Genomic DNA, 24537 nt, shown 5'->3' on the forward strand with positions numbered 1-24537 from the left:
TGCCCCTCAGTCCGTGGCCGTTGCGTGCTGGGCGAAGTCAGGTAGCTCGGTGGACAGCAGTTCTTCTGCGCCGTTGTCGAGGAGCTGCTGCATTTGGGCGGAGCGGGGCAGCATGGTCTTCTCGTAGGTGAGGACGGCGTCGTCGACGGGGTCGTGCCGCACGATGGCGAGGGCGAGTTCGCAGGCGTCGAGCATCGCGAGGTTGACGCCGACGCCGAGAGGGGGCATCAGGTGGGCGGCATCGCCCAGGAGCGTGACGGTGGGGTTGTGTTCCCAGGTGTGCGGGACCGGCAGGGCGTTGATGGGGCGGTCGACGTAGCGGCCGTCGTTGTCGGTGAGCAGGCGGCGCAGGTCCGGTGACCAGTTGCGGTAGCGGTCGAGCAGGAGGGCGCGGATGCCGTCGGTGTCCTCGACGGTCAGGTCGGCCGCGGTGATCCAGTCGGCGGCGACGCGCTGGATGATGTAGACGCGGATGTGGTCGCCGCTGTTGCGCTGGGCGAACAGGCCGCGGTCGCCGTCGGCCGCTGCGGCGCTGCCCTGGCCGACGAGTTCGGCGATTTCGGGATGCCGGGTGTCGACGTCGTGGAACCAGGCTTCGAGGAAGCTGACACCCGTGTACTCGGGGGTGGCGTCGGAGACGGCGCGGCGGACCTTGGACCAGGCGCCGTCGGCTCCGACGACGAGGTCGGCCTCGATGACGGTGCCGTCGGCGAAGTGCAGTTGGCGAGGGCCGGTTTCGGGCCCTTGGACGGAGCGCAGGGTGTGGCCCCAACGCACGGTGCCGGGCTCGAGTGAGTTCAGCAGGAGGTCGCGCAGGGCGCCTCGGTCGATCTCCGGCTTGAAGCGTTCGCCTTCTTGGGGAAGGTGGTGGAAGACGATGGTGCCAGTGGTGTCCAGCTGGCGCATCTCCTGTCCCTCGGGGCGTGAGATGCGGAAGAAGTCGTCGAGCAGTCCGGCTTCGCGCAGGGCGATCTGGCCGTTGTCCTCGTGGAGGTCGAGAGTGCCGCCCTGATTGCGGGCGTCGGGGCCGCTCTCGTGGTCGTAGACGGTGGCGGTGATGCCATGTCGCTGCAGGATACGGGCGCAGGTCAGGCCGCCGGGTCCTGCACCGATGATGGCGATGCGCGGGGTGGGGGTGCTGTTCATGGTGGAGCTCCGATCGTGTTGCGTGCGTGCTGTGTTGTCGTAGGCCGAGTCAGTTGGCGGCGGAGGCGGGGGTGTTCTCGGCCTTGGCGGCCGAGGGGGCGGGCGGTCCGGCCTTCTTTAGGGGGACTTCGATGACGCAGAGCGCGGCGAAGAAGGCGAGCGCGCACAGGATTGCGGCGGTCAGGAAGATGCGGCCGGTGCCGGTGGTGACCGCCTGGAGGTAGGCGTTCTTGGCGCCGGCGGGCAGGTGGTGCAGGGTGCCCGGGTCGGTTTCGGCGCCGACGGGCAGCGCGGGCTGGACAGCGCGGGTGAACAGCGAGCCGAAGGCGGCGACGCCGAGGGAGCCGCCCAGGGTGCGGAAGAGGTTGACGGAGCTCATCGCGGCGCCCATGTCGCGCAGGGACACGCTGTTTTGCGCGATGGTGCCCGACATCTGCATGGTGAAGCCCAGGCCGGTGCCGACGAGTGCCATGTACAGGCCGGTCAGCAGCGGTGAGGTGGCGGTGCTCATGGTGGCGAGGAGCCCGAGGCCGGCCGTGAGGGACAGGGTGCCGAGGACCGGGAAGATCTTGTACTTGCCGGTGGCCGACATGACCTTGCCCGCGATGGTCGAGACGATCACGACGGGGATCATCATGGGCAGCATCAGCAGCCCCGAGTTGGTGGCGGAGGCGCCCTGCACGGTCTGCTGGAACAGCGGCAGGTAGAGGCCGGCGCCGAACATGACCACACCGGCGACGAGGATCAGCACCATCGCGAGCGGGAAGTTGCGGTGGTTCGTGAACACGCTCAGCGGCAGCAGCGGCTCAGCGGTCCTCTTCTCCACGGAGATGAACGCGGCCAGTCCGATCACGGCCACGGCGCCGAGGGTGAGGATCTGCCAGGAGCCCCAGGCGTAGGTGGTCCCCGCCCAGGTCGCGGCCAGCACGATCGCGGTGACGGAGCCGGTCAGCAGCCCGATGCCCGCCCAGTCGATCTTCGCCTTGATGCGCTGGGCGGGCACATGCAGCTTCAGCCACAGCCACGCCAGGGCGACCAGACCGAGGGGCAGGTTGACGTAGAAGGCCCAGCGCCAGTCGAAGTGGCCGGTGACGAACCCGCCGAGGAGCGGGCCGCCGATGGTGCCGATCGCCATCACCGAGGCGGTCATGCCCTGGTACTTGCCGCGCTCGCGGGGCGGCACGAGCGCGCCGATCAGAGCGAAGGCGCCCGCGCCGATCCCGCCGGCGCCGATGCCCTGCACGACACGGAAGGCGATCAGCTCGGTCATCGACTGGGCGGCCCCGCACAGCGCGGATCCGACGAGGAACACAGCGATCGACGCCAGATACATGGGCTTGCGGCCGAACAGGTCGCCGAACTTGCCCCAGATCGGCGTCGTGATGGCGGTGATCAGCGTATAGGCGGTGACCACCCAGGAGATGTGCTCCAGGCCGCCCAGGTCGCCGACGATCGTCGGCATCGCCGTGCTCACGACCATGTTGTCGAGCATGGACAGGAGCATCGCGAGCATGATGCCGAGCAGCACCCAGCGCACGTTCTTGGGGACGGCCGAGGGCGCGGAAGTAGCAAGGGAATCGGACGTGGACATGCCTGATCACTCCTTTCGGAGAAGAAAAGCGGAAAGAGAAGCGCAAGAGAGAGGGCCGCGGGGCTGTGGCCCCACGGCGACCACTCCAGAAGAGCACAACGGTTCAATAAGTGCAACCGCACAACTTTTATAACCGGGCAACCCGGCGGGGTAGAGTCTGAGCATGAGCAACACCGAGAACGGCTCCGCACCAGTGGGGCGCCGCGAGCGCAAGAAGGCCGCCACCCACCAGGCCATCGCCGATGCCGCGCTGCGCCTGTTCCTGGAGCGCGGCTACGACGACGTCGGCATCCGTGAGATCGCCGAAGCCGCAGATGTGTCCACCACCACGCTGTTCAAGCACTTCCCGGTCAAGGAAGCCCTCGTCTTCGACGAAGACGCGGACCGGGAGGCGCACCTGCTCGCAGCCGTACGCGAGCGCCCCAAGGGTCAGTCGATCCCCGCGGCACTGCGCGAGCACGCGTTGCGCTCTCGCATGGCCACGGCAGGCAGCGACGCCCGTTTCACCGCCTACCTCGACCTCGTGAACAGCACGCCGGCCCTGCGTGACTACTCACAGGGCATGTGGCTGCGCCACACCGCCGCCCTGGCCCAGGTCATCGCCGAGGAGAGCGGCCGGCCGGCCGACGATCCCAGTTGCACCGCCCTGGCCTGCTTCGCCCTCGAAGCGCCCCGCGCGGCCCGCGAACACGACGACCCCCGCCAGGCGATCACCGCCGCCTTCGATCTCCTTGAGAACGGCTGGCAGGCCCTCACCTCCGGCGGATGAGCCTCGCTACCCCTCGGCCACGGCCGCAAATCATCGGCTCATGAAGTCCGCCGAGAACGACTGCGGTACGCCACCTTCTGGATCACCTGGGCGGAATACGTCTCGCGGCTCACGGGCAGGACCACCAATCGCCTGGCGGAGTACGGCGCGGCCAGCGCCCCGACGATCGCCCCTGTCACTGTCAACAACGCTCGTGGTCAATACACGTGTGCACGGCGGGCTGCATGTGCACGCGGCGCCCCCCGGTGACACCCGCCGGCTTCCGGACGGTCGGCCGCTTCGCGTACGGGACCGCGGCCCGGCAGGGCGCGTACGGAGTGGCGGGCTGCGGCGCCCGCGGGGAAGGGAGAGCGGCTCGGGCGTACCTTATGTGCTGTTCGGACCTAAAATCTGCCGTATGGACCTGCGGCGGCTGGACGACCTGACGGAGCGGACACCGCCGCTGGCGATCGTGATCCCGCTCGCCCTCGTGGTCGTCATCACCGTCGCGGACACCGTCTCGCCCCGGGAGGTGTTCCTCAGCCCGCTGCTGGTGGTCGCGCCCGCGCTGACCGCGTCGTTCGCCGGGCCGTGGCGCACCGCGCTGATCGCGCTCTTCGCGGTGGGCGGGCAGCTGCTCGTCGCGGCGGTGACCGGCGAGTCGGGCACGCAGCCGCGGGTGTGGCAGCTGGTCGCGCTGGTCGTGCTGTCGATCCTGCTGGTCTTCTTCAGCTACGTCCGCGAAGGCCGCAGCCGCCAGCTCAGCCGGGTCCGGCTGGTGGCCGAGACCGCGCAGCGGGTGCTGCTGCGGCCGCCGCCGGAGCAGGTCGGGCCGCTGCGCATCGCCTGGCGCTACCTCGCCGCCGAGGACGACGCGCAGATGGGCGGCGACCTGTTCGCCGTCACCCGCAGACGCCCGGACCTGACCCGGGTGATGATCGGGGACGTGCGCGGCAAGGGGCTGCCCGCGATCGGGGAGGCGTCGGCGGTGCTCGGCGCGTTCCGGGAGACGGCGCGGTACTGCGACACGCTGCCCGGGCTGGTGGCGGCGCTGGAGGAGCGGGTCATCCGCGACATGGAGGAGGTCGCGGAGAGCCGGGAGGACCCGGGCGAGCACTTCATCACCGCGCTGCTGCTGGAGCTCCCCGACAGCGGCGGCCCGGTCCGCGTGGCCAGCTGCGGCCACCCGCCGCCGCTGGTGATCGGCGCCGACGGCCGGATCGGCACGCCCGAGTGCACCGCGCCCGTGCCGCCCCTGGGCGCCGGCCTGCTGCCGATGGCGGGCGTGCACGCCGACGAGCTGCCGTACGGCGACGGCGACACGCTCCTGCTCTACACCGACGGGCTGATCGAGGCCCGCTCCGGGCAGGGCGTCTTCTACCCGCTCGCCGAGCGCGTGGCGGCCTTCCCGCCCGCCCTGTCCCCGGAAGACCTGCTGGATCACCTGCGTGACGACCTGCTCCACCACACCGGCGGTCGCCTCGCCGACGACGCCGCGCTGCTCGCCATCACCCGTACCGGCCCGGCGGACACCCCGGCCGGCGGCCCGGCGCTGTAGGCACCCGGCGTACGACACCCCCGCCGTACGCCGGCCCCGCGCCGTACGACACCCCCCGCCGTACCGGCCGCCTCAGCGGGGGCGGCCGTGCCCGGGCCGCAGCCACGGATGGCGCGGCGGGCCCGCGGGCGAGGGCGCCGTACCCGACCGCGCGCGGCCCCCGCCGGGACCCCCGCCGCCCGGCGGCGCCGTGTTCGGGGCGTCCCGCTCAGGGCCGCCCGCACGCTGCGGGCCGCCGGACCCGCTCTCCTCGCGGTCGGCCGGATAGAGCCCGTCCTCGCGGTAGCGGGCGGTGGCGATCGCCTCGACCGCCTCCTCGTCGGTGAACCGCTCCGACCCGGGGATGTGCGGGATGGAGCCGATGAGCACACCGTCGCGGAGCACCTGGGCGTCGAGCCCGGCGGGTCCGCCCGGCGTCCACAGGGCCTCGCTGCCGTCCCCGAGGACGACGCGAATGCCGTAGCTGTACACCCCGGTCTCGGTTCGATGGGCCATGACGTCCCGCGCACGCAGTCGGTCGACCATGCGGTCGATACGGTCGGCTTCCATCGTCCGAGTACCTCGCTTCCGGCCTGCACCGGCGCCACCGTGGGCCTCCCTGCGCGCCGACTCGCGGTCGGCACCGCTTTTCCACCGTACTGCGCGGGCCCGGCCCCGGCGGTCCGGGTGGGACGGCCGCCGCTCAGGCGTGCAGGCCCAGCTCCGTGGACAGCTTCGCGAGGGCCGCGAGCCGGCGCTCCAGGCTGGGGTGCGTGGAGAACACGGCCGCCAGCGGCGAGCCCTCCTTCAGCGCGGGGGTGAAGAAGAACGCGTTGAACGCCCGCGCGGTCCGCAGGTCCTCGCTGGGGATACGGGCGATGGTGCCGCTCACCTTGACCAGCGCGGACGCCAGGTCCGACGGGCGGCCGGTCAGCTCGGCGGCGCTGCGGTCGGCCGCCAGCTCGCGGTAGCGCGACAGCGCGCGGATCAGCAGGAAGCTCAGCGAGTACACCACCACCGACACCGCCATGATCAAGGTGAGCATCAGCAGGGTGTTCTGGTCCCGCCGGCCCCGGCCGAACAGCTCCGAGTAGAAGGCGAAACGCACCATCAGCCCGGCGAGCACACCCAGGAACGACGCGAGGGTGATCACCGCGACATCCCGGTGCGCGACGTGCGACAGCTCGTGTGCGAGCACCCCGTCCAGCTCACCGGGTTCCAGCCGCCGCAGCAGGCCGGTGGTCACGCACACCACGGCGTGGTCGGCGTTGCGGCCGGTGGCGAAGGCGTTCGGCAGGTCCATCTCGGAGACCGCCACCTGCGGCTTCGGCATGTCGGCCAGCGCGCACAGCCGGTCGACCGCGCCGTGCAGTTCCGGCTGCTCCTGCGGGGTGACCTCGTGGGCGTGCATCGCGAACAGCGCGATCCGGTCGGAGAACCAGTACTGCGCCGCCAGCACCCCGGCCGCGATCACCACCACGACCACCACGGACTTCAGCAGGGCGACGAGCACCGCGACGAACGCCACGAACACCAGGCCCAGCAGGAAGAGCACGGTCACCATCCGGACCGTGAGCCGCCAGTCGGGCGCGAACCGGGAACGCACGACCGGTCACCGCCTCTCCACTCGCCCCCCGCCCATTCCAGTGTGCTCCGCCGCAGCCCCCGACGGGAGGAAACCAGCAGGTCATCGCCCCTGTGCTGGGCGCCGAAGCGGCACGGTGCGTCCCAGCACCCACGCACCGAGGGCCCGGCGCGGCCGCGCAACCCGTCCGGGCGGCGCCTGCCCGTGTGTCGCGCACCGGCCGGCGGGGGCGTCCGCGCGGCGCGGCCGGTTCCGTATCCCATGCTGAGGGAGCGTCAGCAGCCGGGCTGGCGGGAGGCGTCGAGAGGCGGGCATCGCGTTCATGGTCCTTCCGCTGCGGGTGAGGTGGGCGGCCGCCCTGTGCGCCCTGTCGTTCGCCGCCGTCTGGGTCGCCCAGCGCGCGGCACACGTCTCGCTCATCGACGTCATGGTCTACCGCGCGGCGGGCCAGACCGTACGGGCCGGCGGCGACCTGTACGCGATGCGCGCCACCCCCGCGATGCTGCCGATGACCTACCCGCCCTTCGCCGGGATGCTGTTCGTGCCGCTGACCTGGCTCGGCGTCGCCCCCATGCGCACCGCCGTCACCGCGGGGAACCTGCTGCTGACGGTGGTGCTCGCCGCGCTGTCGCTGCGGCTGGTGCTGCGCCGCCGCCCGGGTGCGGCCGCGGTGCTGGGCACGGCCGCGGGGGCGGTGTGGAGCGAACCGGTCTGGTCCACCCTCCGCTACGGCCAGGTCAACATCCTGCTGGTCTGCCTGGTGCTGTGGGATTTCACCCGCCGCCCCGAAAACCGCCTCGCCGGGGCCGGCACCGGACTGGCGGCGGCGATCAAGGTCACCCCGCTGCTGTTCCTGGTGGTGCTCGCCGGGGCGGCCGTCGCCACCCGCGGGCAGGGCACCTGCTGGCTGCGCCGCCTCCTCACCGCCGCCGGCACCTTCGGCAGCGCCACGCTGCTGGCCGCCGCGGCGCTGCCGCACGACTCGCTGCGCTACTGGACCGACTGCGCCTTCGCCCCCGGCCGGTCCGGGTCCGCGGTGAACGTCGCCAACCAGTCCGTCCGCGGCATCGTCGCCCGCGCCCAGCACACCCCGCACCCCACTGCCGTCTGGCTCGTTCTCGCGGTGCTGGTCGCCGCCCTCGGCACCGCCGTCGCCGTCGCGGCCCTGGCGGCGGGTCCGCGCCTGCCCCGCGGCACCGCCTGGGCCGTGGTGGCCGCCGGCGTCACCTCACTCCTGGTCAGCCCGATCAGCTGGACCCACCACTGGGTGTGGGACGTGCCGCTGGTGGTCCTGGTCTGCTACGAGGCGCTCCAGCGGCGCACGCCCGGCTGGTACGCGGGCGCGGCGGCCTGCGTGGTGGCGTTCTGCTGCGCCGCCATGTGGATGCTGCCGCACGGCCCGGGCAGCCCCGAGCTCCGGGAGAACGCGGCGCAGATACTGGTCGCCGCGCTCTACCCGCTGGCCGGGGTCGCCTTCCTCGCCACCGCCGCGGCCGTGACGCCGGGCTGGTCGGTGGCGCGGCTGAAGCGGCCGGGCTTCGGCCGCGGGGCACGCACCGAACCGGCTGGGGCGCCGCGCGGCGGGCTGGCCCGGGAGGCGGTCCGGTTCTGCGCGGTGGGCGCGGCCGGCGTCCTGGTCAACCTCGGCGTGTACAACCTGCTGCGGCACTACACCTCCCTGCTGGTGGTGCAGGCCGGGGCGATCGCCACGCTGGCCGCCATCGCGTTCAACTACGTGGGCCTGCGCTTCTTCACCTACCGCGACTGCGACCCGCGCCGCCGGCTGCGCCGGATCACCCTCTTCCTCGCCTTCAGCGTGGTCGGCGCCGCCATCGAGAACGGTGTCTTCTACGGCGAGACCCGCGGGCTCGGCTGGAGCAGCCCGCTGCGCAGCAGCACCGGCAAGGTCGTGGGCATCGCGCTGGCCACCGCGTTCCGCTTCTGGGCGTACCGGACCTGGGTGTTCACCTTCCTGCCCGCCGCCCGGGAGACCCCGCGGCCCGCCGCGGACGAGGGGTCGTAGCAGCGGTATCCCGGCCGCGCCCGTACGGGAGCAGACTGGAGGGTGAGGCGGAGCCCGCCCGGTGGCGGGTACGCCTGCCGGGCACGGGTGTGGGAGGTGCGATGAACGGATCGCCACCGCTGGGCCGGGTCGCGGGTGTGCCGCTTAGGGTGCACTGGAGCGCGCCGCTGCTGATCGTCATCCTGAGCGTCGAACTCGCCTCCGGTGTGCTGCCGGCCTGGGCGCCCGGCCACTCCCACGGGATCTACGACGCGCTGGCCGTGGTCGGCGCGCTGCTGCTGACGGTGAGCCTGGTCGCCCATGAGGCGGCGCACGCGCTGGTCGCCCGCCGGGCCGGGGTCGAGGTGGAGGACGTCACGGTCTTCGCGCTCGGCGGGGTGACCCGGATGGGGACGGCCGGCAAGGCGCGCGACGCCGGCCGCATCGCCGCGGCGGGCCCCCTGACGAGCCTGCTGCTGGGCGCGGTCGGCCTGGGCGCGGCGGCGCTGACCGGCGGCGTGCTGCACTGGACGCTGCCGGCCGCGCTGCTGGCCTGGACCGGCTGGGCGAACGTCCTGCTCGCCGGGTTCAACCTGATCCCGGCCGCGCCGCTGGACGGCGGCCGGGTGCTCCAGGCCGTGGTCTGGCGGCTGCGCGGCGACCGCGAGCAGGCCGCCCGGATCGCCGCGCGCTGCGGCCAGGTGGCCGGTGCGCTGATGGTGGCGGGCGGCTGGCTGGAGTTCCTGACCGGCGGCACCGCGGGGCTGTGGCTCGCGCTGGTCGGCCTGTTCGTGCTGCTGGCCGCCTTCTCCGAAGTGCGCAGGAGCATGCTGTTCGAGGCGGTGCGCGGGCTGCGGGCGTCCGACGCGATGCGGCCGGCGGCCACCGGCCAGGACTGGCAGACCGTGGACCGCTTCGTCGCCGAGACGGTGCCGCGCGCCGCGGGCCAGCCCGTGGTGCCGGTCACCGACTTCGACGGCCGCTCCAGCGGCGTGGTCACGCTTGCCGCGCTGCGCTCGGTGCCGCCGGCCCGGCGCGAGGAGGTCAAGGTCCGCGACATCGCCGCGCCCCTGGACACCTGCACCCTGGCCGGGCCCGACGAGCAGGTCACCGACGTCCTGGACCACGCGGTCACCACCGCGGGCCGCCCGATCCTGGTCATGGCGGACCGGCACGTCGTCGGGATGATCACCGTGGAGGACCTCATCGCCCTCGCCCGCCGGCGCCCCCACCCGCCGGCCTGGCCGCCGAGCGTCCACAGCCACTGAGCCTGCGGCCGGGCCCGCGCCCGGGCGTCGGGGCCCGGCTAGTTCGTCGGGCCGCAGGCGGAGGTGGAGCCGAGGCGGACGCAGACCGCCATCAGGTGGCCGGGCCCGTCGTAGTACCAGGCGCTGTGGTGGTAGCCGGCGGTGGCGATCTGCTGGGACTCGATCACGTCGGCGCTCGCGTCCGCGTCGTCCTGTATCCAGACGGAGCAGCCCGTGGAGTCGCCCACGGTCTCCCAGCGCATGTAGTCGTGGGCGGGGGAGCCCTGGAGCTCGATCTCCTGCACGACGGCGCACCCGTCGACGGGGATGGTGTCGGTGCCCTCGAACCGCGGGGTCGCGGCGGCGGCCGGGGCGGCGCCCGCGGCGAGCGCGCCCCCGGCGAGGAGCGCGGTGGCGGCCAGGAACGTCGCGGCCCGCTGCGTACCCATCACACGTCCCCCCTCCGCCCGCCGGGGTCCGGCGGGTCAAGGCAGCAGGGTAGCGCGGGCGCGTGGACGCCCCGGCCCGCCGCCCGGTGAGGGGCGGCGGGCCGGGGCGGGAGGAGCGGTGGGGACGGCTCCGGTCAGCGGCTTAGTAGGGGCCGTTGACGTTGTCGATCGAGCCGTACACGTGGTACGCGTAGTTGCACGCGGCGACGATGTTGGCGACCGGGTCGTAGATGTTCGTCGAGGTGCCGGCCACGTGGTAGGCGTCGAACGTCGGCTGGATGGTCTGGAGCAGGCCCTTCGACGGGGTGCCCGCGGCGGCGTTGGAGTCCCAGTTGTTGATGGCGTTCGGGTTGCCGGACGACTCCCGCATGATGTTGCGGTAGATGCCGTTGTAGGTGCCCGGGATGCCGTTCTGCTTCATGATCGCCAGCGCCTCGTTGATCCACCCGTTCAGGTTGTCCGGGTAGGTCGTGGTGGCGGTGGTGGTGGTCGAGGCGGCGTCGGACGCGGTGGTCGAGGACGCGGTGGAGCTGCTGCTCGACGTGCTGCTGGACGCGGCGCTGCTGCTCGTGGAGCTGGAGGACGCGGTCGAGCCGGACGAGGTCGTCGCCGTGTAGCCGGTGCCGGTCGGGACCTTCAGGACCTGGCCGGGCTGGATGACGTACGGGCTGCTGATCTTGTTGAGGTGCGCGAGGGTGGGCCAGCCGCCCGGGGTGTGGTGCGCACGGGCGATCGCGGCCAGCCAGTCACCGCGCTTCACGGTGTAGTCGACGACCTTGTGTACGGCGCGCCCGGAGTGGGTGGCGTCCGCGGTCTGCGGCGCGCTCTTCGCGGCGGACGGCTCCGCGGCCTGGGCGGTGCCGGCGAGCGCGGCGCAGGCGATGGCGGCGAAGGTGCCGGCGACGACGGCGCCGCGGGTGGAGACCAGGCGCTTCCTCAGCGAGTCGGTCGGCTTCGTCGAGCGGTTCTGGGCGTGCTTGGGCATGGCTGCGGACCTCTTCCACGATTGCTTGTCGGCGGTGGTCGGCCCCCCTCTGCATTCCGACCGGCAATTCATTCGATTGATGCGCTGTGGCGAGCACATTGTTAGCAGCCGATAAAAGGGTCCACAATTGCCCTCAGTGCTATGCCGCTTAGTAGACGGCATTGATTTCCGCGTGAGCCGCGAGTCGTCCGCCCGGCTTTTCCCGGGCACCGCCCGCCGGCGAATGCACTAAGCTTCTTCGTAGGTGATGTGCGTCCTATGCTGTGCATCACGTGAGAGCGGCCGAAGCACGAACGGGACGTGAGGACGCGGGCGCGGAAAGTGCGGGCGCGTTCCATTCTTAATAATGTCTTAGACGTGCAAAAGGTCTTAAATTGCCTTATGGCGTCGAAACGGACATAAGGGCGTGCGCCCGGCCGGGGCTATGGGCGATTTGGCGGGTTATGCCACTCCTGTGAATTTGCTGAGCGGCGGCATGCGGAAGGGCGGGCCGCAACGGCCCGCCCTTCTGTCCTCGGATGCCTCGCCGGTGGCTGCCCGGCCGGCTCAGCGCCAGCCCAGCTCCGGCGCCACGTGGGTCAGGATGCTCTCCAGCACGTGCGCGTTGTACTCGACGCCGAGCTGGTTGGGGACGGTGAGCAGCAGCGTGTCCGCCGCCTGGATCGCCTCGTCCTCGGCGAGCAGCTTCACCAGCGCCTCGGGCTCCGCGGCGTACGACCGCCCGAAGATCGCCCGGGTGTTCTCGTCGATCATGCCGACCTGGTCGCGGGATTCGCGGTCCTGCCCGAAGTACGCGCGGTCCCGGTCGTCGGTGAGCGCGAAGATGCTGCGGCTGACCGACACCCGCGGCTCGCGGCTGTGCCCGGCCGCCTGGTACGCCGCCCGGTACGCCTCGATCTGCTTGCGCTGCTGGACGTGCAGCGGCTCGCCCGTCTCGTCGTCCTTCAGCGTGGAGCTCTGGAGGTTCATCCCCAGCCGGCCCGCCCACTCCGCGGTCGCGTTCGACCCCGAGCCCCACCAGACGCGGTCCCGCAGGCCCTCGGAGTGCGGCTCGACGCGCAGCAGCCCCGGCGGGTTGGGGAACATCGGCCGCGGGTTCGGCTGGGCGAAGCCGCCGCCCTCGATGACCTTCAGGAAGGTCTCCGTGTGGCGGCGGGCCATGTCCGCCTCCGTCTCGCCCTCCGCGGGCGCGAAGCCGAAGTACCGCCACCCGTCGATGACCTGCTCCGGTGACCCGCGGCTGATGCCGAGCTGCAACCGGCCGCCCGAGATTAGGTCCGCCGCGCCCGCGGTCTCCGCCATGTACAGCGGGTTCTCGTACCGCATGTCGATCACGCCGGTGCCGATCTCGATGGTCGAGGTGCGCGCGCCGATCGCGGACAGCAGCGGGAAGGGGCTGCCCGCCTGCCGCGCGAAGTGGTGCACCCGGAAGTAGGCGCCGTCCACGCCCAGTTCCTCGGCCGCGACCGCCAGGTCGATGGACTGGTGCAGGAAGTCGGCGGCCGACCGGGTCCCGGAGTGCGGGTTCGGCGACCAGTGCCCGAACGAGAGGAATCCAATCTTCTTCACGTGCCCTTGAACCACCGGCGGCCCCCGTTTGATTCCCGCCCCGCAACGGCCGCCGCGATTCCCCCCTTCCGGCGGAATGCGGAATACCCCAACTCCGTTGCGGGGCGGCGGCGGAGTTTATTCGTGGGCGCTGAGCACGCCGCCGTCGCTGAGCACGATGTAGACGCCGTTGGCGTCGAGGCCGACGTCCTGCTGGTCGGCGTCGATCGTCGCGTCGACCGCGCCGTCGTTGCCGATGACCTGCGCGCGGAAGTGCAGCTCGCCGACCTTCGTCACCTTGACCGTCCAGTCGCCGGCCACCTTGAACGTGCCCGGGCCCTGGTTGTCGCCGCCCATCCAGGCGTGCAGCTGCCCGTCCAGGCTCAGCACGATGAACTCGTCGTTCGCGTCGATGCCCGCGTCGTGGCCGTGCGTCTCCAGCGTCACGAACGGCTCGCCGTTCGCGGTGACGTCGGCGCGGTAGTGCTCGTCGCCGAGCTGGTAGATCGCGGCCTTGCTGCCGTCCGGCAGGGTCTGGGTGCGGATCGGGCGCTGCGAGGTGCCCGTGCCGCCGGAGGTGCTGCTGCCGGAGGTGGTGCCGCCGGAGGTGCTGCCCGTGGAGCCGCCGGCCTTGCCGACCGGCTGGGCGGGGGCGTCGGTCGTGGCGGAGGCCGCCGGCTGCTGCGTCGCCCCCGTCGTCGAGGAGGACGCGGTGCTGCCGGCCGGCGCCGACGGCTTGCCCGTGCCCGCCGCGTCCGACGCCGCGTCGGACGGCCCGCACGCCGAGGCGAGGAACACGGCGGCGGTACCCAGGACGGTGGCGGCGACAACGTGGCGGCGGTTCAGGCGGTTCATGCGGTTCCCCAAAGGTCGAACGGTCCAGTGGATCAACTGACACCCGCCAAGACCGCCCACCGCCCCTCCCGGGTTTCCGCTGTCCGCCCCCTGTGACATGACGGTGACGGCACCCCCACACGGCAACGAACCGGTTCCGCCGCCTCGACGGCGCCGCGCGAACGGCGCCCCACCCGGCGGAAGTTGCAAAGCCGGGCCCCCGCGGGCGACAGAAGGCCAAGAGCGGGTAAAACTCGCACGTCTGAACGACGAACAGGCCGCGTACAGCTGATACAAAGCTACGTCGGCTCTCGCCGTGGGCGAGCCGCCATGCAAGGGGGGCTTTGCGTGGAGTTCCGTTCGGGGGGCACTTCCGTGTGCGTGGTGGTCAGTGCGCCTGCGTGGCCGGCCGAGGCGCAGAAGAAGGAGAAGCGTTGATGGGGATAGCCAGGCGCGTAAGTCGGCGCCGGGGGGTGCTCGGCCCGGTCGTGGCCGCGGCGGCACTCGCGGTGGTCGGGGCGTCCGCGCCCGCGGCCGTCGCGGACAGCGGGGGAGGCGGTGCGGCTGCGCCGCAGCGGGTCGGCACGGCGCCGCACCTGCCGAAGGGCGCCGTGCGGACGGCGGCGCCCAGCGGCGCCACCGCGATCGAGCTGGGCGTCGAGCTCGCCCCGCGGGACCCGGCCGCGCTGCGTACGTTCATCGCGGACGTGTCCACACCGGGCTCGCCGCTGTACCACCACTACCTGGCCACCGGCGAGTTCGGCCCGAGGTTCGGCCCGAGCGCCGCGACCGTGCGGCAGGTCCGCGCGGCCCTGGCCGCCCAGGGCCTGACCGCGGGCAAGCTGTCGGCCGACGGCATGACGCTGCCGGTGCACACCACCCTGGCCACCGCGGCCAAGGCGCTGCACACCGGCTTCACCGGTTTCCGTACCGCCGACGGCCGCAGGGGCGTCGTCAACACGGCCGCCCCGCAACTGCCCGCCCAGGCGGCGCCCGCGGTGGCCGGGGTCACCGGCCTGGACACGCTCGCGCACCTCACCCCGCACCTGTCGCCGCAGGTGCGGAAGGCCGCCGCGTCCACCGCCACCGCCAGTGCCGGCACCGGCGCCCGTACGGTCGCCCCGGCCGTGACCGGCCGCACGCCGGCCCTGTGCTCCTCGGCGAAGTCGGCCCTCACCGCGGCCGGCGCCGTCGACACCCAGGCGTACTGGAGCCCCCGTTCGCTGGCCACCGCCTACGGCATGGCCGACCAGCCGGACGTCGGCACGGGCGTGTCCGTCGGCATCTTCGAGCTGGAGAACTACGGCACCAAGGACATCGCGACCTACCAGTCCTGCTACGGCACGAAGGTCTCCGTCAGCGCCGTGAAGGTGGACGGCGGCCCGACGGCGCCGGCCGACACCGTCGACGCGTACGGCTCGCAGGTCGGCGTGGAGTCGGCCCTGGACATCGAGGACCTGATCGGCCTCGTCCCGCAGGCGTCCCTGGTCGTCTACCAGGGCCCCGACGCGGCGGCCGCGAGCGACCAGGACGTGCTGGACGTGTACCAGAAGATGGTCACGGACAACAAGGTCAAGGTCATATCGACCAGTTGGGGTGCCTGCACCGCCGACCAGTCCAGCGCGTTCCTCCAGGGCGAGAACCAGATCTTCGCCGAGGCCGCCGCCCAGGGCCAGACCGTGACGGCCGCCTCCGGCGACGACGGTTCCGGCGACTGCTGGTACGACGGGAACGGCGACGGCACCAACGACGACCCGAACGGCGGCCGCGTCGCCGTGGACGACCCCGCCGGACAGCCCTACGTGCTGGGCGTCGGCGGCACCACCATGACCGGCTCCAAGGCCACCCAGAGCGCCTGGAACAGCGAGGGCGGCGCCACCGGCGGCGGCGTCTCGTCGTACTTCGCCATGGACGCCGCCAGCGGCTACCAGGCCGACCGGCGGGGGACCGGGTACTTCGACGCCTGCTCCGCCGGCGTGGACAAGGACTGCCGGCAGGTTCCGGACGTGGCCGCGCTGGCCGACCCGGACCAGGGCTACCTCGTCGACTGGGGCGAGGCGTCCAAGGACCCGGCGGACGCGGGCTGGTACATCATCGGCGGCACCAGCGGCGCCTCCCCGACCTGGGCGGCCCTGGCCGCGCAGGCCGACCTCGACCTCGGCTGCGCCGCCGACGGGCCGATCGGCTTCGCCAACCCCGCGCTCTACCGGCTCCCGTCGAGCGCCTTCCACGACATCACCGACGGCACCAACATCGTCCCTGGCCAGAACCTTCAGCCCGCCGGCCTCTACACCGCAGGCCCCGGATACGACCTGACCACCGGCCTGGGCACGCCGCAGAACGCGCGCACCACGATCGCCGCGCTGTGCCAGGCCGTCTCCCCGACCGTCGGGAGCACCTTCACCCCGGTCAACCCCGCGCGGGTGCTGGACACCCGCGCCAAGATCGGCGTGACCACCACGACCCCGGTCGCGCCCAACGCCAAGGTCGTCCTCCAGGTCGCGGGCAGCGCGGGCGGCGCGGTGCCGTCCTCCGGCGTCGCCTCCGTCGTGCTCAACGTCACCGCCACCGCCGAGACCACCGGCGGCCACCTGATCGCGTACCCCGACGGCGGCACCCAGCCCACCTCGTCCAACCTCAACTGGACGCCCGGGCGCAACATCCCGAACCTGGTGATCGTGCCGGTGGGCGACGACGGCAAGGTCGACCTGGTCAACGCCTCGTCCGGCACCGTGCACTTCGTCGCCGACGTCTTCGGGTACTTCTCCACCGCGTCGTCCGGCGCCACGTACTACCCCGCGGGCCCGACCCGGGTGCTGGACACCCGCGCCGCGGTCGGGGTCGGTACGACGACGCCGGTGAAGGCGAACGGCACGGTGGCCCTCAAGGTCGCCGGCGCGGGCGGGGTGCCCGCCACGGGTGCCACCGCCGTCGTCCTCAATGTGACGGCCACCGCCGAGGCGTCCTCCGGCCACCTCATCGCCTACCCGGGCGGCACCACCCGGCCCGACTCCTCCAACCTCAACTGGATCGCGGGCAAGTCCGTACCGAACCTGGTGGTCGTGCCGATCGGCGCGGACGGCACGGTGGACCTGTACAACGCCAGTTCCGGTACGACCCACTTCGTGGCCGACGTCTTCGGCTACTACCGGGCCGATACCGGCGGCGCCCTCTTCCACCCGGCCGGGCCGGTCCGGCTGCTCGACACCCGCAACGGCACCGGGGCGCCCAGCGCCGGGCAGCTCGCCTCCACCGGGTCGCTGTCGCTCAGCCTCGCCGACGGCGGCGCCCTGGCCAACGCCAAGGCGGTCGTCCTCAACGTGACCGTCGTCAACGGGACCAAGGGCGGCGTCCTCACGGTGTGGCCCGACGGGCAGACCCGGCCCACCTCGTCCAACCTCAACTGGTCGGCCGGGCAGACCATCGCCAACCTCGTGACGGTCCCGGTGGTCGACGGCAAGGTCGACTTCCACGCCAGCGCCGGCTCGGTCGACGTGGTCGCCGACCTCTTCGGCTACTACGCCTGACCCTCAGCAGCACGCAGCAGCACTCAGCAGCACTCAGCAGCACCGCGCGCCTCCCGGCCCACCCGGCCGGAGGCGCGCCTGCGTGCGGGCGCGGCCGGCGGGGCTTGACGGCGGGGTCGGATGGTCGGGTCAGACGGCGCGGCGGGCGCGGGGGGAGGGGCGGGCCGGCGGGCTGACGGCGTCGTTGAGGGCGGTGAGGCCGGTGACGAGGGCCTGGCGGGCCTCGGGGGACATCAGGCCCATCGCCCGGCCGAGGGCCTGCTCGCGGCGGTGCCGGATCGTCCGGAGGTGGGCGGCGCCGGCCTCGGTGAGCTCGAGCTCGACCTCGCGGCGGTCCTGCGCGCCCGCGGCCCGGCGCAGGAACCCGGCCGCCTGGAGGCGGTCGCACAGCCGGGTGACGGAGGGAGCCGCGGCCGACAGCGCCCGGCCGAGGCCGGTGAGGTTGATCCCGGGCTCGCGCTCGACGACGTACAGCACCCGGGCCTGGGCGGCCGACAGCGGCGCGGTGCTGTAGTCGCGGCGGCCCCGCTCCCACGCGATCTCCAGGAGCTCCAGCACCTCGCCGAGCTCGCCGACAGCAGGGGACGCGAGCCGGCGCACAGCGGCCGAGGCCTCGTCCATGTGACACTCCCCAGTGAGCCGTTTCGGGCTCTTTCCTTCTGTTCGCTCCAGCAGTCGCCTGGACGACGATATGTCAACGAAAGTGGGACCGATAGCGTTGGACAGACCCGGGACGGTCGAAGGCCGCCTGCGTGAGGCGCAGCCCCACGAGATCTTCGAGGTGATCCGCGCCACGATCGAGCGCCGCCACCGCGCGCACACGGTGGAACTGCTGATGGCGGACTACGCGGTGACCAGGCTCCAGCCGGTGGACGCGCTGCCGCGCACCCGTGCACCGCTGTCGGTCCACGACACCGCGCCGGGCCGCGCGTTCGGCGCCCAGGAGCCGTACGCGGTGCCCGACGCCCCGGCCGCCGCGGTGGCGGTGCACCTTCCGGTCAGCGTACGCGGCGACCGGCTGGGCGTGTTGAGCGTCACACTGCCGGACCCCGACGGCGCGGGCCCGACCGCACAGACGGTCGGCGAACTCCAGGCGTGCGCGGACGCGCTCGCGCACGAGCTGGTCGTCGCCGGGCGGGACACCGACCTGTTCCTCCAGGCACGCCGGGCCGAACGGCTCACCCTGGCCGCGGAGATGCAGTGGCAGCTGCTGCCCGGCCGGGCGTGCGCCCGGCCCGAGTACACCCTCGGCGCGCAGCTCGAACCGGCCTACGCCATCTTCGGCGACAGCTTCGACTGGTCCTCCTCGGCCGACCACCTGCACGTCACCGTGAACAACGGCATGGGCGAGGGCATACAGGCCGCGCTGCTGACCAACCTCGCGGTCAGCGCGCTGCGCAACGCCCGCCGCGCCGGGCTGTCCCTCAGCGACCAGGCGTACCTGGCCGACCAGGCCGTCTACGGGCAGCACCAGGGGGACCAGTACCTGGCGGCGCTGCTGCTGCGCTTCGACCTGCCGACCGGGAACGTGGAGGTCATCGACGCCGGATCGCCCCGGATCTGGCGGGTGCGCGAGGGTGCCGTCGACCTGGTCGAGCTGGAGCCCCAGATGCCGCTGGGGATGTTCGAGGACACCGTCTACGAGCCGCAGTCGTTCACCGTCCTGCCCGGCGACCGCCTGCTGTTCATCAGCGACGGCGTCTACGACGCGCTCTCCCCGGGCGGCGAGAAATACAGCCTGCGGGCGCTGGTGCGGTCGATCAACGAGACGCGGCTGCTGCCCGCCTCGCAGGTGCCGCGGGCGATCCTCCAGAACCTGCTGGGCCACCGCGGTCCGGGGCCGGCGGCCGACGACGCCCTGGTGATGTGCCTGGACTGGACCGGCCGCCCCGACGGGGGAGCGGGGGCCTGACGTCCGGCCGCCTGCGGCGTCGCGCGTACCGTTTCCGCGTCGCCGCAGGTGGCAACCGCCCCAGGTCCGGGCGGCTTTCCGCACGGGCGGCGGGCGGGGGCGGGTTGTCATCGCGTACGGGGTGAGCGATAGTTGCCGCACGGCAAATGAATTCGCCTCCTACGGAAAGTTGGTGCGGCTCGCCGCGTGCGAGCCGGCGTTCATGACCTCTGTCGAGGGAACTCCCGCCGCAAGGCCCGGGCCCGGCGCCACCGCCGGTCTGTGGGCACTGGCCCCCTACCCCGTCCTCGTGGCCGACCCGGCCGGCACCGTGCTGCGGGCCAACCCCGCGGCCCGGCTGCTGCTGAGCGGAGCGGAGCCCGGCGCGAACATGGCCGACGCCGTGCCGGCCTGGCTGTCCCGGGCCCACGCCGAGGCGGCCCCGCACGTCCGGGTGCCCGGCGACGCGGACCGGCCGGGCACGCCCCTCGCACCGGCCGCCGGCCCGATCGGGGAGCGGCGCTTCGAGGCGTACCCGACCCCGGGCGAGTCCGGCGAGGTCGTCTGGTGGATGGTCGACGGCACCGAACGGCGGCGCGCCGAACAGGCCCTCGCCGCCGAGCGGGAGCGCACCGGCTTCCTCGTCGAGGCGTCCAACGTCCTGCTCGCCTCGCTGAACCCCGACCGCTGCATGGCGGCCACGGTCACGCTGGCCGCCGAGCACCTCGCGGACGCGGCCGTCGTCGTCGCGCCCCCCTCCCGCGGCAAGCTGCTGACCGTCTCCGCCGTGGCGGGCCAGGACGCCGTACGCCGCCAGGTGGCGGCCGACCCCGCCGTCCTGCCCGGGCTCAGCGAGGCGCTCCAGGGCTTCCCGCCGCTGCCCTCGCGGTGGATCGACGGCGCCCTGCTGCCCGACTGGCTGCTGCCCGAGGGCTGCGCCGGCCCCATCGGGTCGATCGTCGTCACCCCCCTGCCCGGCCACGGGGTGTCCGCCGGGGCGCTGGTGCTGCTGCGCGCCGGCCGCCCCGCCCGGTTCAGCGAGAGCGAGGAGGACTTCGCGCGGCTGTTCGCCGCCCGGGCCGGCGCCGCACTGTCCGCCGCCCGCCTCTACAGCGAGCAGAGCGCGATCACCCGCACGCTCATGCGCGAACTGCTGCCGCCCACGCTCCAGCGCGTCAACGGCGTGGAGTTCGCCGGCGGCTACCGCGCCGCGGAGAGCCACGAGCGGGTCGGCGGCGACTTCTACGACGTCCACCCCGGACCCGGCACCGACGACCCCTCGCTGGTGGTGCTCGGCGACGTGTGCGGCAAGGGCCTGGACGCGGCCGTACTGACCGGCAAGATCCGCAGCACCCTCCAGGCGCTGTCCCCGCTGGGCGACGACCACCGGCGGATACTCGAACTCCTCAACGGCTCCCTGCTCAACTCCCACCACACCCGCTTCGCCACCATGGTGCTCGGCTCGGTGCGCCGGCACGACAACGAGGTGCGGCTGCGGCTCACTTCGGCCGGCCACCCCGCCCCGCTGGTGGTGCGCCTGGACGGCAGCGTCGAGGAGGTGCCCACCCGCGGCACCCTGATCGGCGCCCTGCCGGCCATCGAGGCGCACTCCGCGCAGGTCGTCCTCCAGCCCGGCGAGACCTGCCTGCTGCACACCGACGGGTTCACCGAGGCGCGCGGCGGCCCGCTCGGCAGCGAGATGTTCGGCGAGGAGCGGCTGAAGCGGGCGCTGTCGGAGTGCGCCGACCTGCCCGCGGAGGCGATCGTGGAGCGCATCCAGATGCTGGCGTTCCAGTGGCTGCACGACGGCAGCCACGACGACATGGCCCTGGTCGCCATCGGCGCGCCCCGCACCACTCATCTCAGTGCGGTGGACGGGCACACCCGGGGCAGGTACACGGTATGACCGTAGAAGCCGCCGAGCAGGACCCCGCCGGGCAGGGGCCCGGCAAGCAGGGAGCCGCTGAGCAGGGAGCCGTTGGGCAGGCGCGCCCCGCTGAGCAGGCGCGCCCCGCGCCCGACCCGTTCCGCGCGGTGCGCGACCCGCTGTGGACCGCGGTGGTCGACCGGGACGAGCACCGGGCAGCCGCCCTCGTCCTGGGCGCGCTCCAGGAGGGCGCGGACGCCGAGGCGATCCTGCTGGACCTGCTGGCCCCGCTCCAGACGAAGGTCGGCGCCGAATGGGCCGCCAACCGCCTGAGCGTCGCCCAGGAACACGCCGCGAGCGCCATCACCGAACGCGTCATCGCCGCCCTCGCCCACCACCCGGCCGCGCGCGCCACGCCCCGCCGCGGCCGGGTCACCGTGGCGTGCGTGGACCACGAGTGGCACGCCCTGCCCGCCCGCCTCCTCGCGGAGGTCCTCACCCTGCGGGGCTGGCAGGTCGACTTCCTCGGCGCCCAGGTGCCCACCCCGCACCTGATCGCCCACCTCCACGCCGGCGCTCCGGACGCGGTCGCGCTGTCCTCCTCGCTCCCGACCCGGCTGCCCACCGCCCACGCGGCGATCACCAGCTGCCAGGCGATCGGCCTGCCGGTCATCGTCGGCGGCGCCGCCTTCGGCCCGGACGGCCGAAACGCCCGCCTGCTCGGGGCGAACGCCTGGGCCCCCGACGCGCGCTCCGCCGCCAGGCAGCTCGCCGACGGCATCCCCGCGCCCGACCTGGCCGCCGGACGGCAGCCGATCGACGACCTGCCGCACCTCGCCGACCAGGAGTACACGCTCGTCGCCCGCGCCCAGCCGACCCTGGTCAGGGAGGTGCTGGCCCAACTGGAGTCCCACCTGCCGGCCATGGCCTCCTACACCGCGCAGCAGCGCGAGCGCACCGCCGAGGACCTCGCGCACATCGTCGAGTTCCTCACCGCGGCCCTGTACTGCGACGACGACGAGCTGTTCGCCGGCTTCATCACCTGGACCGCGGACGTCCTCACCGCGCGGAACGTGCCGGCGCGGTCCCTGCGGCCGGCCCTTACCGTCCTGGCCGCCGAACTGCGGGACTTCCCGCGGTCCGTGCGGCTGCTCGACGGCGCCCGCCGCGCCCTCGACGCCATGGCCGCACCGACCGGACCACCCCCCGGAGCACCAGCGTGACCCTGCCGCACCTCCCCTTCGCCGTCACCGTCGAGGCCGGCCCGCGCGCCGTCCACCTGCGGATCTGCGGCGACCTCGACGACGACAGCGCCGAGGTGCTGGTGCACCGCGCCGCCCACTGCGTCAGCACCCACCCGGACCTGCGCGACCTGCACCTGGACTGCGCCCAACTGCGGTTCTGCGACTCGTCGGGGCTGTCGGCGCTGCTGATGGTCCACCGTACGGCCGGCGCCGCGGGAGTCGGCCTCCACCTGGACCACGTGCCCCCGCTCCTGGAGCGGTTGTTGGCCATCACCGGGGTCCGCGGCCTGTTCCGCACCGGGGGCGAGGACGCGGCGCGGCAGCCGGATCGGTGAACGGGCCGCTCAGTGAGGGCTGTTGCCGCCGCCGTGGGTGAGGACCGGTAGGGCGGTCGCGGTGGCCGGCGGGCGGTGGCTCCTGCGGTAGGCGAGCGGGGACAGGCCCAGCCGGGCGTGGAAGTGCCGGCGCAGCACGGTCGGGTCGACGAAGCCGGTGGCCGTGGCGATCCGCGCGACCGTCAACTCGCTGCTCTCCAGCAGGTGGCGGGCATGGTCCAGGCGGCTGCGTACCAGCCACTGCAACGGGCTCGTGCCGACCTCGGCGCGGAAGCGCCGGGTGAAGGTGCGTTCGCTCATGTGGGCGTGGCGGGCCAGGTCCTGGAGGGTGAGCGGCTCCGCGAGGTGGTCCATGGCCCAGCGGCGGGTGGCCGACGTGGAGCGGTCGGCCTCCTTCGGCACCGGGCGCTCGATGAACTGCGCCTGGCCGCCCTCCCGCCAGGGCGCCACCACGCACCGCCGGGCCGCCGCGTTGGCCACGGCCGTGCCGTGGTCCCGGCGGACGAGGTGGAGGAACAGGTCGATGCCGGCCGCGCCGCCGGCGCCGGTCAGCACGCGCCCGTTGTCCACGAAGAGGATGTCCGGGTCGACCGCCACCTCCGGGAACAGCCGGGCGAGCCGGTCGCACAGGGTCCAGTGGGTGGTGGCGCGCAGGCCGTCCAGCAGCCCGGCGGCCGCGAGCAGGAACGCCGACGTGCACAGGCTGACGATGCGGGCCCCGGGGGCGATCCGGGCCAGGGCCGCGGCCACGTCGGCGGGCAACTCGCCGGTGGCGAGCAGGTGTTCGCCCGGCTCCTGGGTGGCGATCACCACGGTGTCGGCGCGTTCGAGCAGCGACTCGTCCTCGTCGGGCAGGACACGGAAGCCCTCGCTCGTACGGACCGGTGCGCCGCCGAGCGAGCAGGTCAGCACCGAGTACAGGCGCTCACCGGCCGGGTCCAGGGCTTCGTTGAGGACGCGGGCGGCGATCCCCAGGTCCATCGGCATGACGTGGTCCAGTGCGAGGACGGCGACGAGGTGCGGCATGGCCGGAATAGTACGACAGGTGGCTCCCCGGCCACTGACCGCTCCGGGGCGGACCCCGCGAACCTTGAGGCACACCGAGGCCAGGGGGCCCGGCGGGTGGACCCGGACCTGGGACAAGGACCCGGGTCCGTACCTGTGACCTGCGAGAGAACGACGAGGGGCGCGAGAGACATGAGCGGCAAGAACATGGGCGTGGGGGAGCAGACGATGCGGGCGGTGACCGTCGACCGGTTCGGCGGCCCGGAGGTGCTGACCGTCGGCCGGGTCGCGCGCCCCGAGCCGCTGCCGACCGAGGTGCTGGTGCGGGTGCACGCCGCCGGGATCAACCCGGTGGACTGGAAGACGCGCGCGGGCCAGGGCATGGCCGGGTTGCAGAAGTTCCCGCTGATCCTCGGCTGGGACGTCTCCGGCGTCGTCGAGGCCGTCGGCTTCGGCGTCACCACGCTCGCACCGGGCGACGAGGTGTACGGCATGCCGTGGTTCCCGCGCCCGGCCGGCGCCTACGCGGAGTACGTCACCGCGCCCTCGCGCCAGTTCGCCCGCAAGCCCGCCTCCCTCAGCCACGTCGAGGCCGCGGCGCTGCCGCTGGCGGTGCTCACCGCCTGGCACGCCCTGGTGGACACCGCCCGCGTCACCGCCGGGCAGCGGGTCCTGGTGCACGCGGCGGCGGGCGGGGTGGGGCACCTGGCGGTGCAGATCGCCCGGCACCTCGGTGCGGAGGTGGTCGCCACCGCCCGCGCGCCGCGGCACACCTGGCTGAAGGAACTGGGCGCGGACGAGGCGATCGACTACACCGCCGGTCCCTTCGAGCAGGCCACCGCGCCCGTCGACGTCGTCATCGACCTGGTCGGCGGCACCGACGCCACCGACGTCCGCTCGGTCGCGGTGACCAGGCCCGGCGGCCTCGTCGTCTCCATCCCCGGCGGTGTCTCCCCCGCGCTGGCGGCCGCGGCCGCCCACGCGGGGGTCCATACC

The 24537-nt window shown here is 73.4% G+C and carries 20 protein-coding genes; 10 read left to right on the forward strand and 10 right to left on the reverse strand.

Annotated features, from left to right (window positions below):
- Positions 1 to 6 precede the first annotated feature (6 nt).
- The gene (locus AC3EVP_RS26645) at positions 7 to 1146 is read right to left on the reverse strand and encodes an FAD-dependent oxidoreductase (RefSeq protein WP_435133971.1); all 1140 of its coding nucleotides are present in this window, start codon (positions 1144 to 1146) and stop codon (positions 7 to 9) included.
- 49 nt (positions 1147 to 1195) lie between these two features.
- Complete coding sequence (locus AC3EVP_RS26650) at positions 1196 to 2737, reverse strand: MDR family MFS transporter (RefSeq protein ID WP_435133974.1); 1542 nt, start codon at positions 2735 to 2737, stop codon at positions 1196 to 1198.
- A 163-nt stretch (positions 2738 to 2900) separates the two neighbouring features.
- Between AC3EVP_RS26650 and AC3EVP_RS26655 the strand changes: the two genes are divergently transcribed.
- Entirely contained in the window at positions 2901 to 3506 is a 606-nt protein-coding gene (locus tag AC3EVP_RS26655) for a TetR/AcrR family transcriptional regulator (RefSeq protein ID WP_435133977.1), read from the forward strand.
- A gap of 397 nt (positions 3507 to 3903) precedes the next feature.
- Positions 3904 to 5043, forward strand: coding sequence for a PP2C family protein-serine/threonine phosphatase (locus tag AC3EVP_RS26660; RefSeq protein ID WP_435133979.1), 1140 nt, complete (start codon positions 3904 to 3906; stop codon positions 5041 to 5043).
- 72 nt (positions 5044 to 5115) lie between these two features.
- Here the strand turns inward: AC3EVP_RS26660 and AC3EVP_RS26665 are convergent, their stop codons facing one another.
- Complete coding sequence (locus tag AC3EVP_RS26665; RefSeq protein ID WP_435133982.1) at positions 5116 to 5592, reverse strand: hypothetical protein; 477 nt, start codon at positions 5590 to 5592, stop codon at positions 5116 to 5118.
- 133 nt (positions 5593 to 5725) lie between these two features.
- Positions 5726 to 6628, reverse strand: a complete 903-nt coding sequence (gene htpX, locus AC3EVP_RS26670) for a zinc metalloprotease HtpX (protein WP_435133984.1) — start codon at positions 6626 to 6628, stop codon at positions 5726 to 5728.
- 301 nt (positions 6629 to 6929) lie between these two features.
- Here htpX and AC3EVP_RS26675 point away from each other — a divergent pair, with 301 nt between their 5' ends.
- Positions 6930 to 8630: a glycosyltransferase 87 family protein gene (locus AC3EVP_RS26675; protein ID WP_435133987.1), complete on the forward strand. Its 1701-nt coding sequence runs from the start codon at positions 6930 to 6932 to the stop codon at positions 8628 to 8630.
- Between the two features lie 101 nt (positions 8631 to 8731).
- A complete protein-coding gene (locus tag AC3EVP_RS26680; protein ID WP_435133990.1) occupies positions 8732 to 9877 on the forward strand; it encodes a site-2 protease family protein in 1146 nt (381 codons plus the stop codon).
- A gap of 38 nt (positions 9878 to 9915) precedes the next feature.
- Here AC3EVP_RS26680 and AC3EVP_RS26685 read toward each other — a convergent pair whose 3' ends face one another.
- The 4 genes from AC3EVP_RS26685 to AC3EVP_RS26700 all read right to left on the reverse strand — a co-directional run bounded on the left by AC3EVP_RS26685 (position 9916) and on the right by AC3EVP_RS26700 (position 13693).
- A complete protein-coding gene (locus tag AC3EVP_RS26685; protein WP_335975142.1) occupies positions 9916 to 10305 on the reverse strand; it encodes a hypothetical protein in 390 nt (129 codons plus the stop codon).
- A gap of 142 nt (positions 10306 to 10447) precedes the next feature.
- Positions 10448 to 11290 (reverse strand): LysM peptidoglycan-binding domain-containing protein, encoded by an 843-nt coding sequence (locus tag AC3EVP_RS26690; protein ID WP_435133993.1) that lies wholly within the window; start codon positions 11288 to 11290, stop codon positions 10448 to 10450.
- A 546-nt stretch (positions 11291 to 11836) separates the two neighbouring features.
- Complete coding sequence (locus tag AC3EVP_RS26695) at positions 11837 to 12859, reverse strand: LLM class flavin-dependent oxidoreductase (RefSeq protein WP_435133996.1); 1023 nt, start codon at positions 12857 to 12859, stop codon at positions 11837 to 11839.
- A gap of 117 nt (positions 12860 to 12976) precedes the next feature.
- A complete protein-coding gene (locus AC3EVP_RS26700) occupies positions 12977 to 13693 on the reverse strand; it encodes a hypothetical protein (RefSeq protein ID WP_435133999.1) in 717 nt (238 codons plus the stop codon).
- 467 nt (positions 13694 to 14160) lie between these two features.
- Between AC3EVP_RS26700 and AC3EVP_RS26705 the strand changes: the two genes are divergently transcribed.
- Positions 14161 to 17199 (forward strand): S53 family peptidase, encoded by a 3039-nt coding sequence (locus tag AC3EVP_RS26705; protein WP_435134002.1) that lies wholly within the window; start codon positions 14161 to 14163, stop codon positions 17197 to 17199.
- 129 nt (positions 17200 to 17328) lie between these two features.
- On the opposite strand, the gene AC3EVP_RS26710 is transcribed toward AC3EVP_RS26705, so the two are convergent.
- A complete protein-coding gene (locus tag AC3EVP_RS26710; protein WP_335975122.1) occupies positions 17329 to 17820 on the reverse strand; it encodes a MarR family winged helix-turn-helix transcriptional regulator in 492 nt (163 codons plus the stop codon).
- A 97-nt stretch (positions 17821 to 17917) separates the two neighbouring features.
- On the opposite strand from AC3EVP_RS26710, the gene AC3EVP_RS26715 reads away from it, so the two are divergent.
- The 4 genes from AC3EVP_RS26715 to AC3EVP_RS26730 all read left to right on the forward strand — a co-directional run bounded on the left by AC3EVP_RS26715 (position 17918) and on the right by AC3EVP_RS26730 (position 22536).
- On the forward strand, positions 17918 to 19111 hold the full coding sequence (locus AC3EVP_RS26715) for a PP2C family protein-serine/threonine phosphatase (RefSeq protein WP_435134005.1): 1194 nt from the start codon (positions 17918 to 17920) through the stop codon (positions 19109 to 19111).
- Positions 19112 to 19313: 202 nt separating this feature from the next.
- The gene (locus AC3EVP_RS26720) at positions 19314 to 20996 is read left to right on the forward strand and encodes a SpoIIE family protein phosphatase (protein ID WP_435134007.1); all 1683 of its coding nucleotides are present in this window, start codon (positions 19314 to 19316) and stop codon (positions 20994 to 20996) included.
- On the forward strand, positions 20993 to 22180 hold the full coding sequence (locus AC3EVP_RS26725) for a cobalamin B12-binding domain-containing protein (protein WP_435134010.1): 1188 nt from the start codon (positions 20993 to 20995) through the stop codon (positions 22178 to 22180). Before AC3EVP_RS26720 ends, AC3EVP_RS26725 begins: the two co-directional genes overlap by 4 nt.
- A complete protein-coding gene (locus AC3EVP_RS26730) occupies positions 22177 to 22536 on the forward strand; it encodes an STAS domain-containing protein (RefSeq protein ID WP_335975107.1) in 360 nt (119 codons plus the stop codon). The genes AC3EVP_RS26725 and AC3EVP_RS26730 overlap by 4 nt, the downstream gene beginning before the upstream one ends.
- Positions 22537 to 22545: 9 nt before the next feature.
- On the opposite strand, the gene AC3EVP_RS26735 is transcribed toward AC3EVP_RS26730, so the two are convergent.
- A complete protein-coding gene (locus tag AC3EVP_RS26735) occupies positions 22546 to 23562 on the reverse strand; it encodes a GlxA family transcriptional regulator (protein WP_435134013.1) in 1017 nt (338 codons plus the stop codon).
- A 171-nt stretch (positions 23563 to 23733) separates the two neighbouring features.
- On the opposite strand from AC3EVP_RS26735, the gene AC3EVP_RS26740 reads away from it, so the two are divergent.
- Positions 23734 to 24537 (forward strand): NADP-dependent oxidoreductase (locus tag AC3EVP_RS26740; protein WP_435134016.1); only part of this gene is annotated, 804 nt, incomplete at its 3' end.

Source organism: Actinacidiphila sp. bgisy144 (assembly GCF_057708105.1).

Bases quoted from the DNA above. Each gene is read 5' to 3' on its own strand.
- AC3EVP_RS26710 (WP_335975122.1), bottom strand. From the start codon at position 17,820: ATGGACGAGGCCTCGGCCGCTGTGCGCCGGCTCGCGTCCCCTGCTGTC.
- AC3EVP_RS26665 (WP_435133982.1), bottom strand. From the start codon at position 5,592: ATGGAAGCCGACCGTATCGACCGCATGGTCGACCGACTGCGTGCGCGG.
- AC3EVP_RS26660 (WP_435133979.1), top strand. From the start codon at position 3,904: ATGGACCTGCGGCGGCTGGACGACCTGACGGAGCGGACACCGCCGCTG.
- AC3EVP_RS26675 (WP_435133987.1), top strand. From the start codon at position 6,930: ATGGTCCTTCCGCTGCGGGTGAGGTGGGCGGCCGCCCTGTGCGCCCTG.
- AC3EVP_RS26725 (WP_435134010.1), top strand. From the start codon at position 20,993: ATGACCGTAGAAGCCGCCGAGCAGGACCCCGCCGGGCAGGGGCCCGGC.
- AC3EVP_RS26680 (WP_435133990.1), top strand. From the start codon at position 8,732: ATGAACGGATCGCCACCGCTGGGCCGGGTCGCGGGTGTGCCGCTTAGG.
- AC3EVP_RS26720 (WP_435134007.1), top strand. From the start codon at position 19,314: ATGACCTCTGTCGAGGGAACTCCCGCCGCAAGGCCCGGGCCCGGCGCC.
- AC3EVP_RS26690 (WP_435133993.1), bottom strand. From the start codon at position 11,290: ATGCCCAAGCACGCCCAGAACCGCTCGACGAAGCCGACCGACTCGCTG.
- AC3EVP_RS26645 (WP_435133971.1), bottom strand. From the start codon at position 1,146: ATGAACAGCACCCCCACCCCGCGCATCGCCATCATCGGTGCAGGACCC.
- AC3EVP_RS26685 (WP_335975142.1), bottom strand. From the start codon at position 10,305: ATGGGTACGCAGCGGGCCGCGACGTTCCTGGCCGCCACCGCGCTCCTC.
- AC3EVP_RS26735 (WP_435134013.1), bottom strand. From the start codon at position 23,562: ATGCCGCACCTCGTCGCCGTCCTCGCACTGGACCACGTCATGCCGATG.
- AC3EVP_RS26650 (WP_435133974.1), bottom strand. From the start codon at position 2,737: ATGTCCACGTCCGATTCCCTTGCTACTTCCGCGCCCTCGGCCGTCCCC.
- AC3EVP_RS26700 (WP_435133999.1), bottom strand. From the start codon at position 13,693: ATGAACCGCCTGAACCGCCGCCACGTTGTCGCCGCCACCGTCCTGGGT.
- AC3EVP_RS26655 (WP_435133977.1), top strand. From the start codon at position 2,901: ATGAGCAACACCGAGAACGGCTCCGCACCAGTGGGGCGCCGCGAGCGC.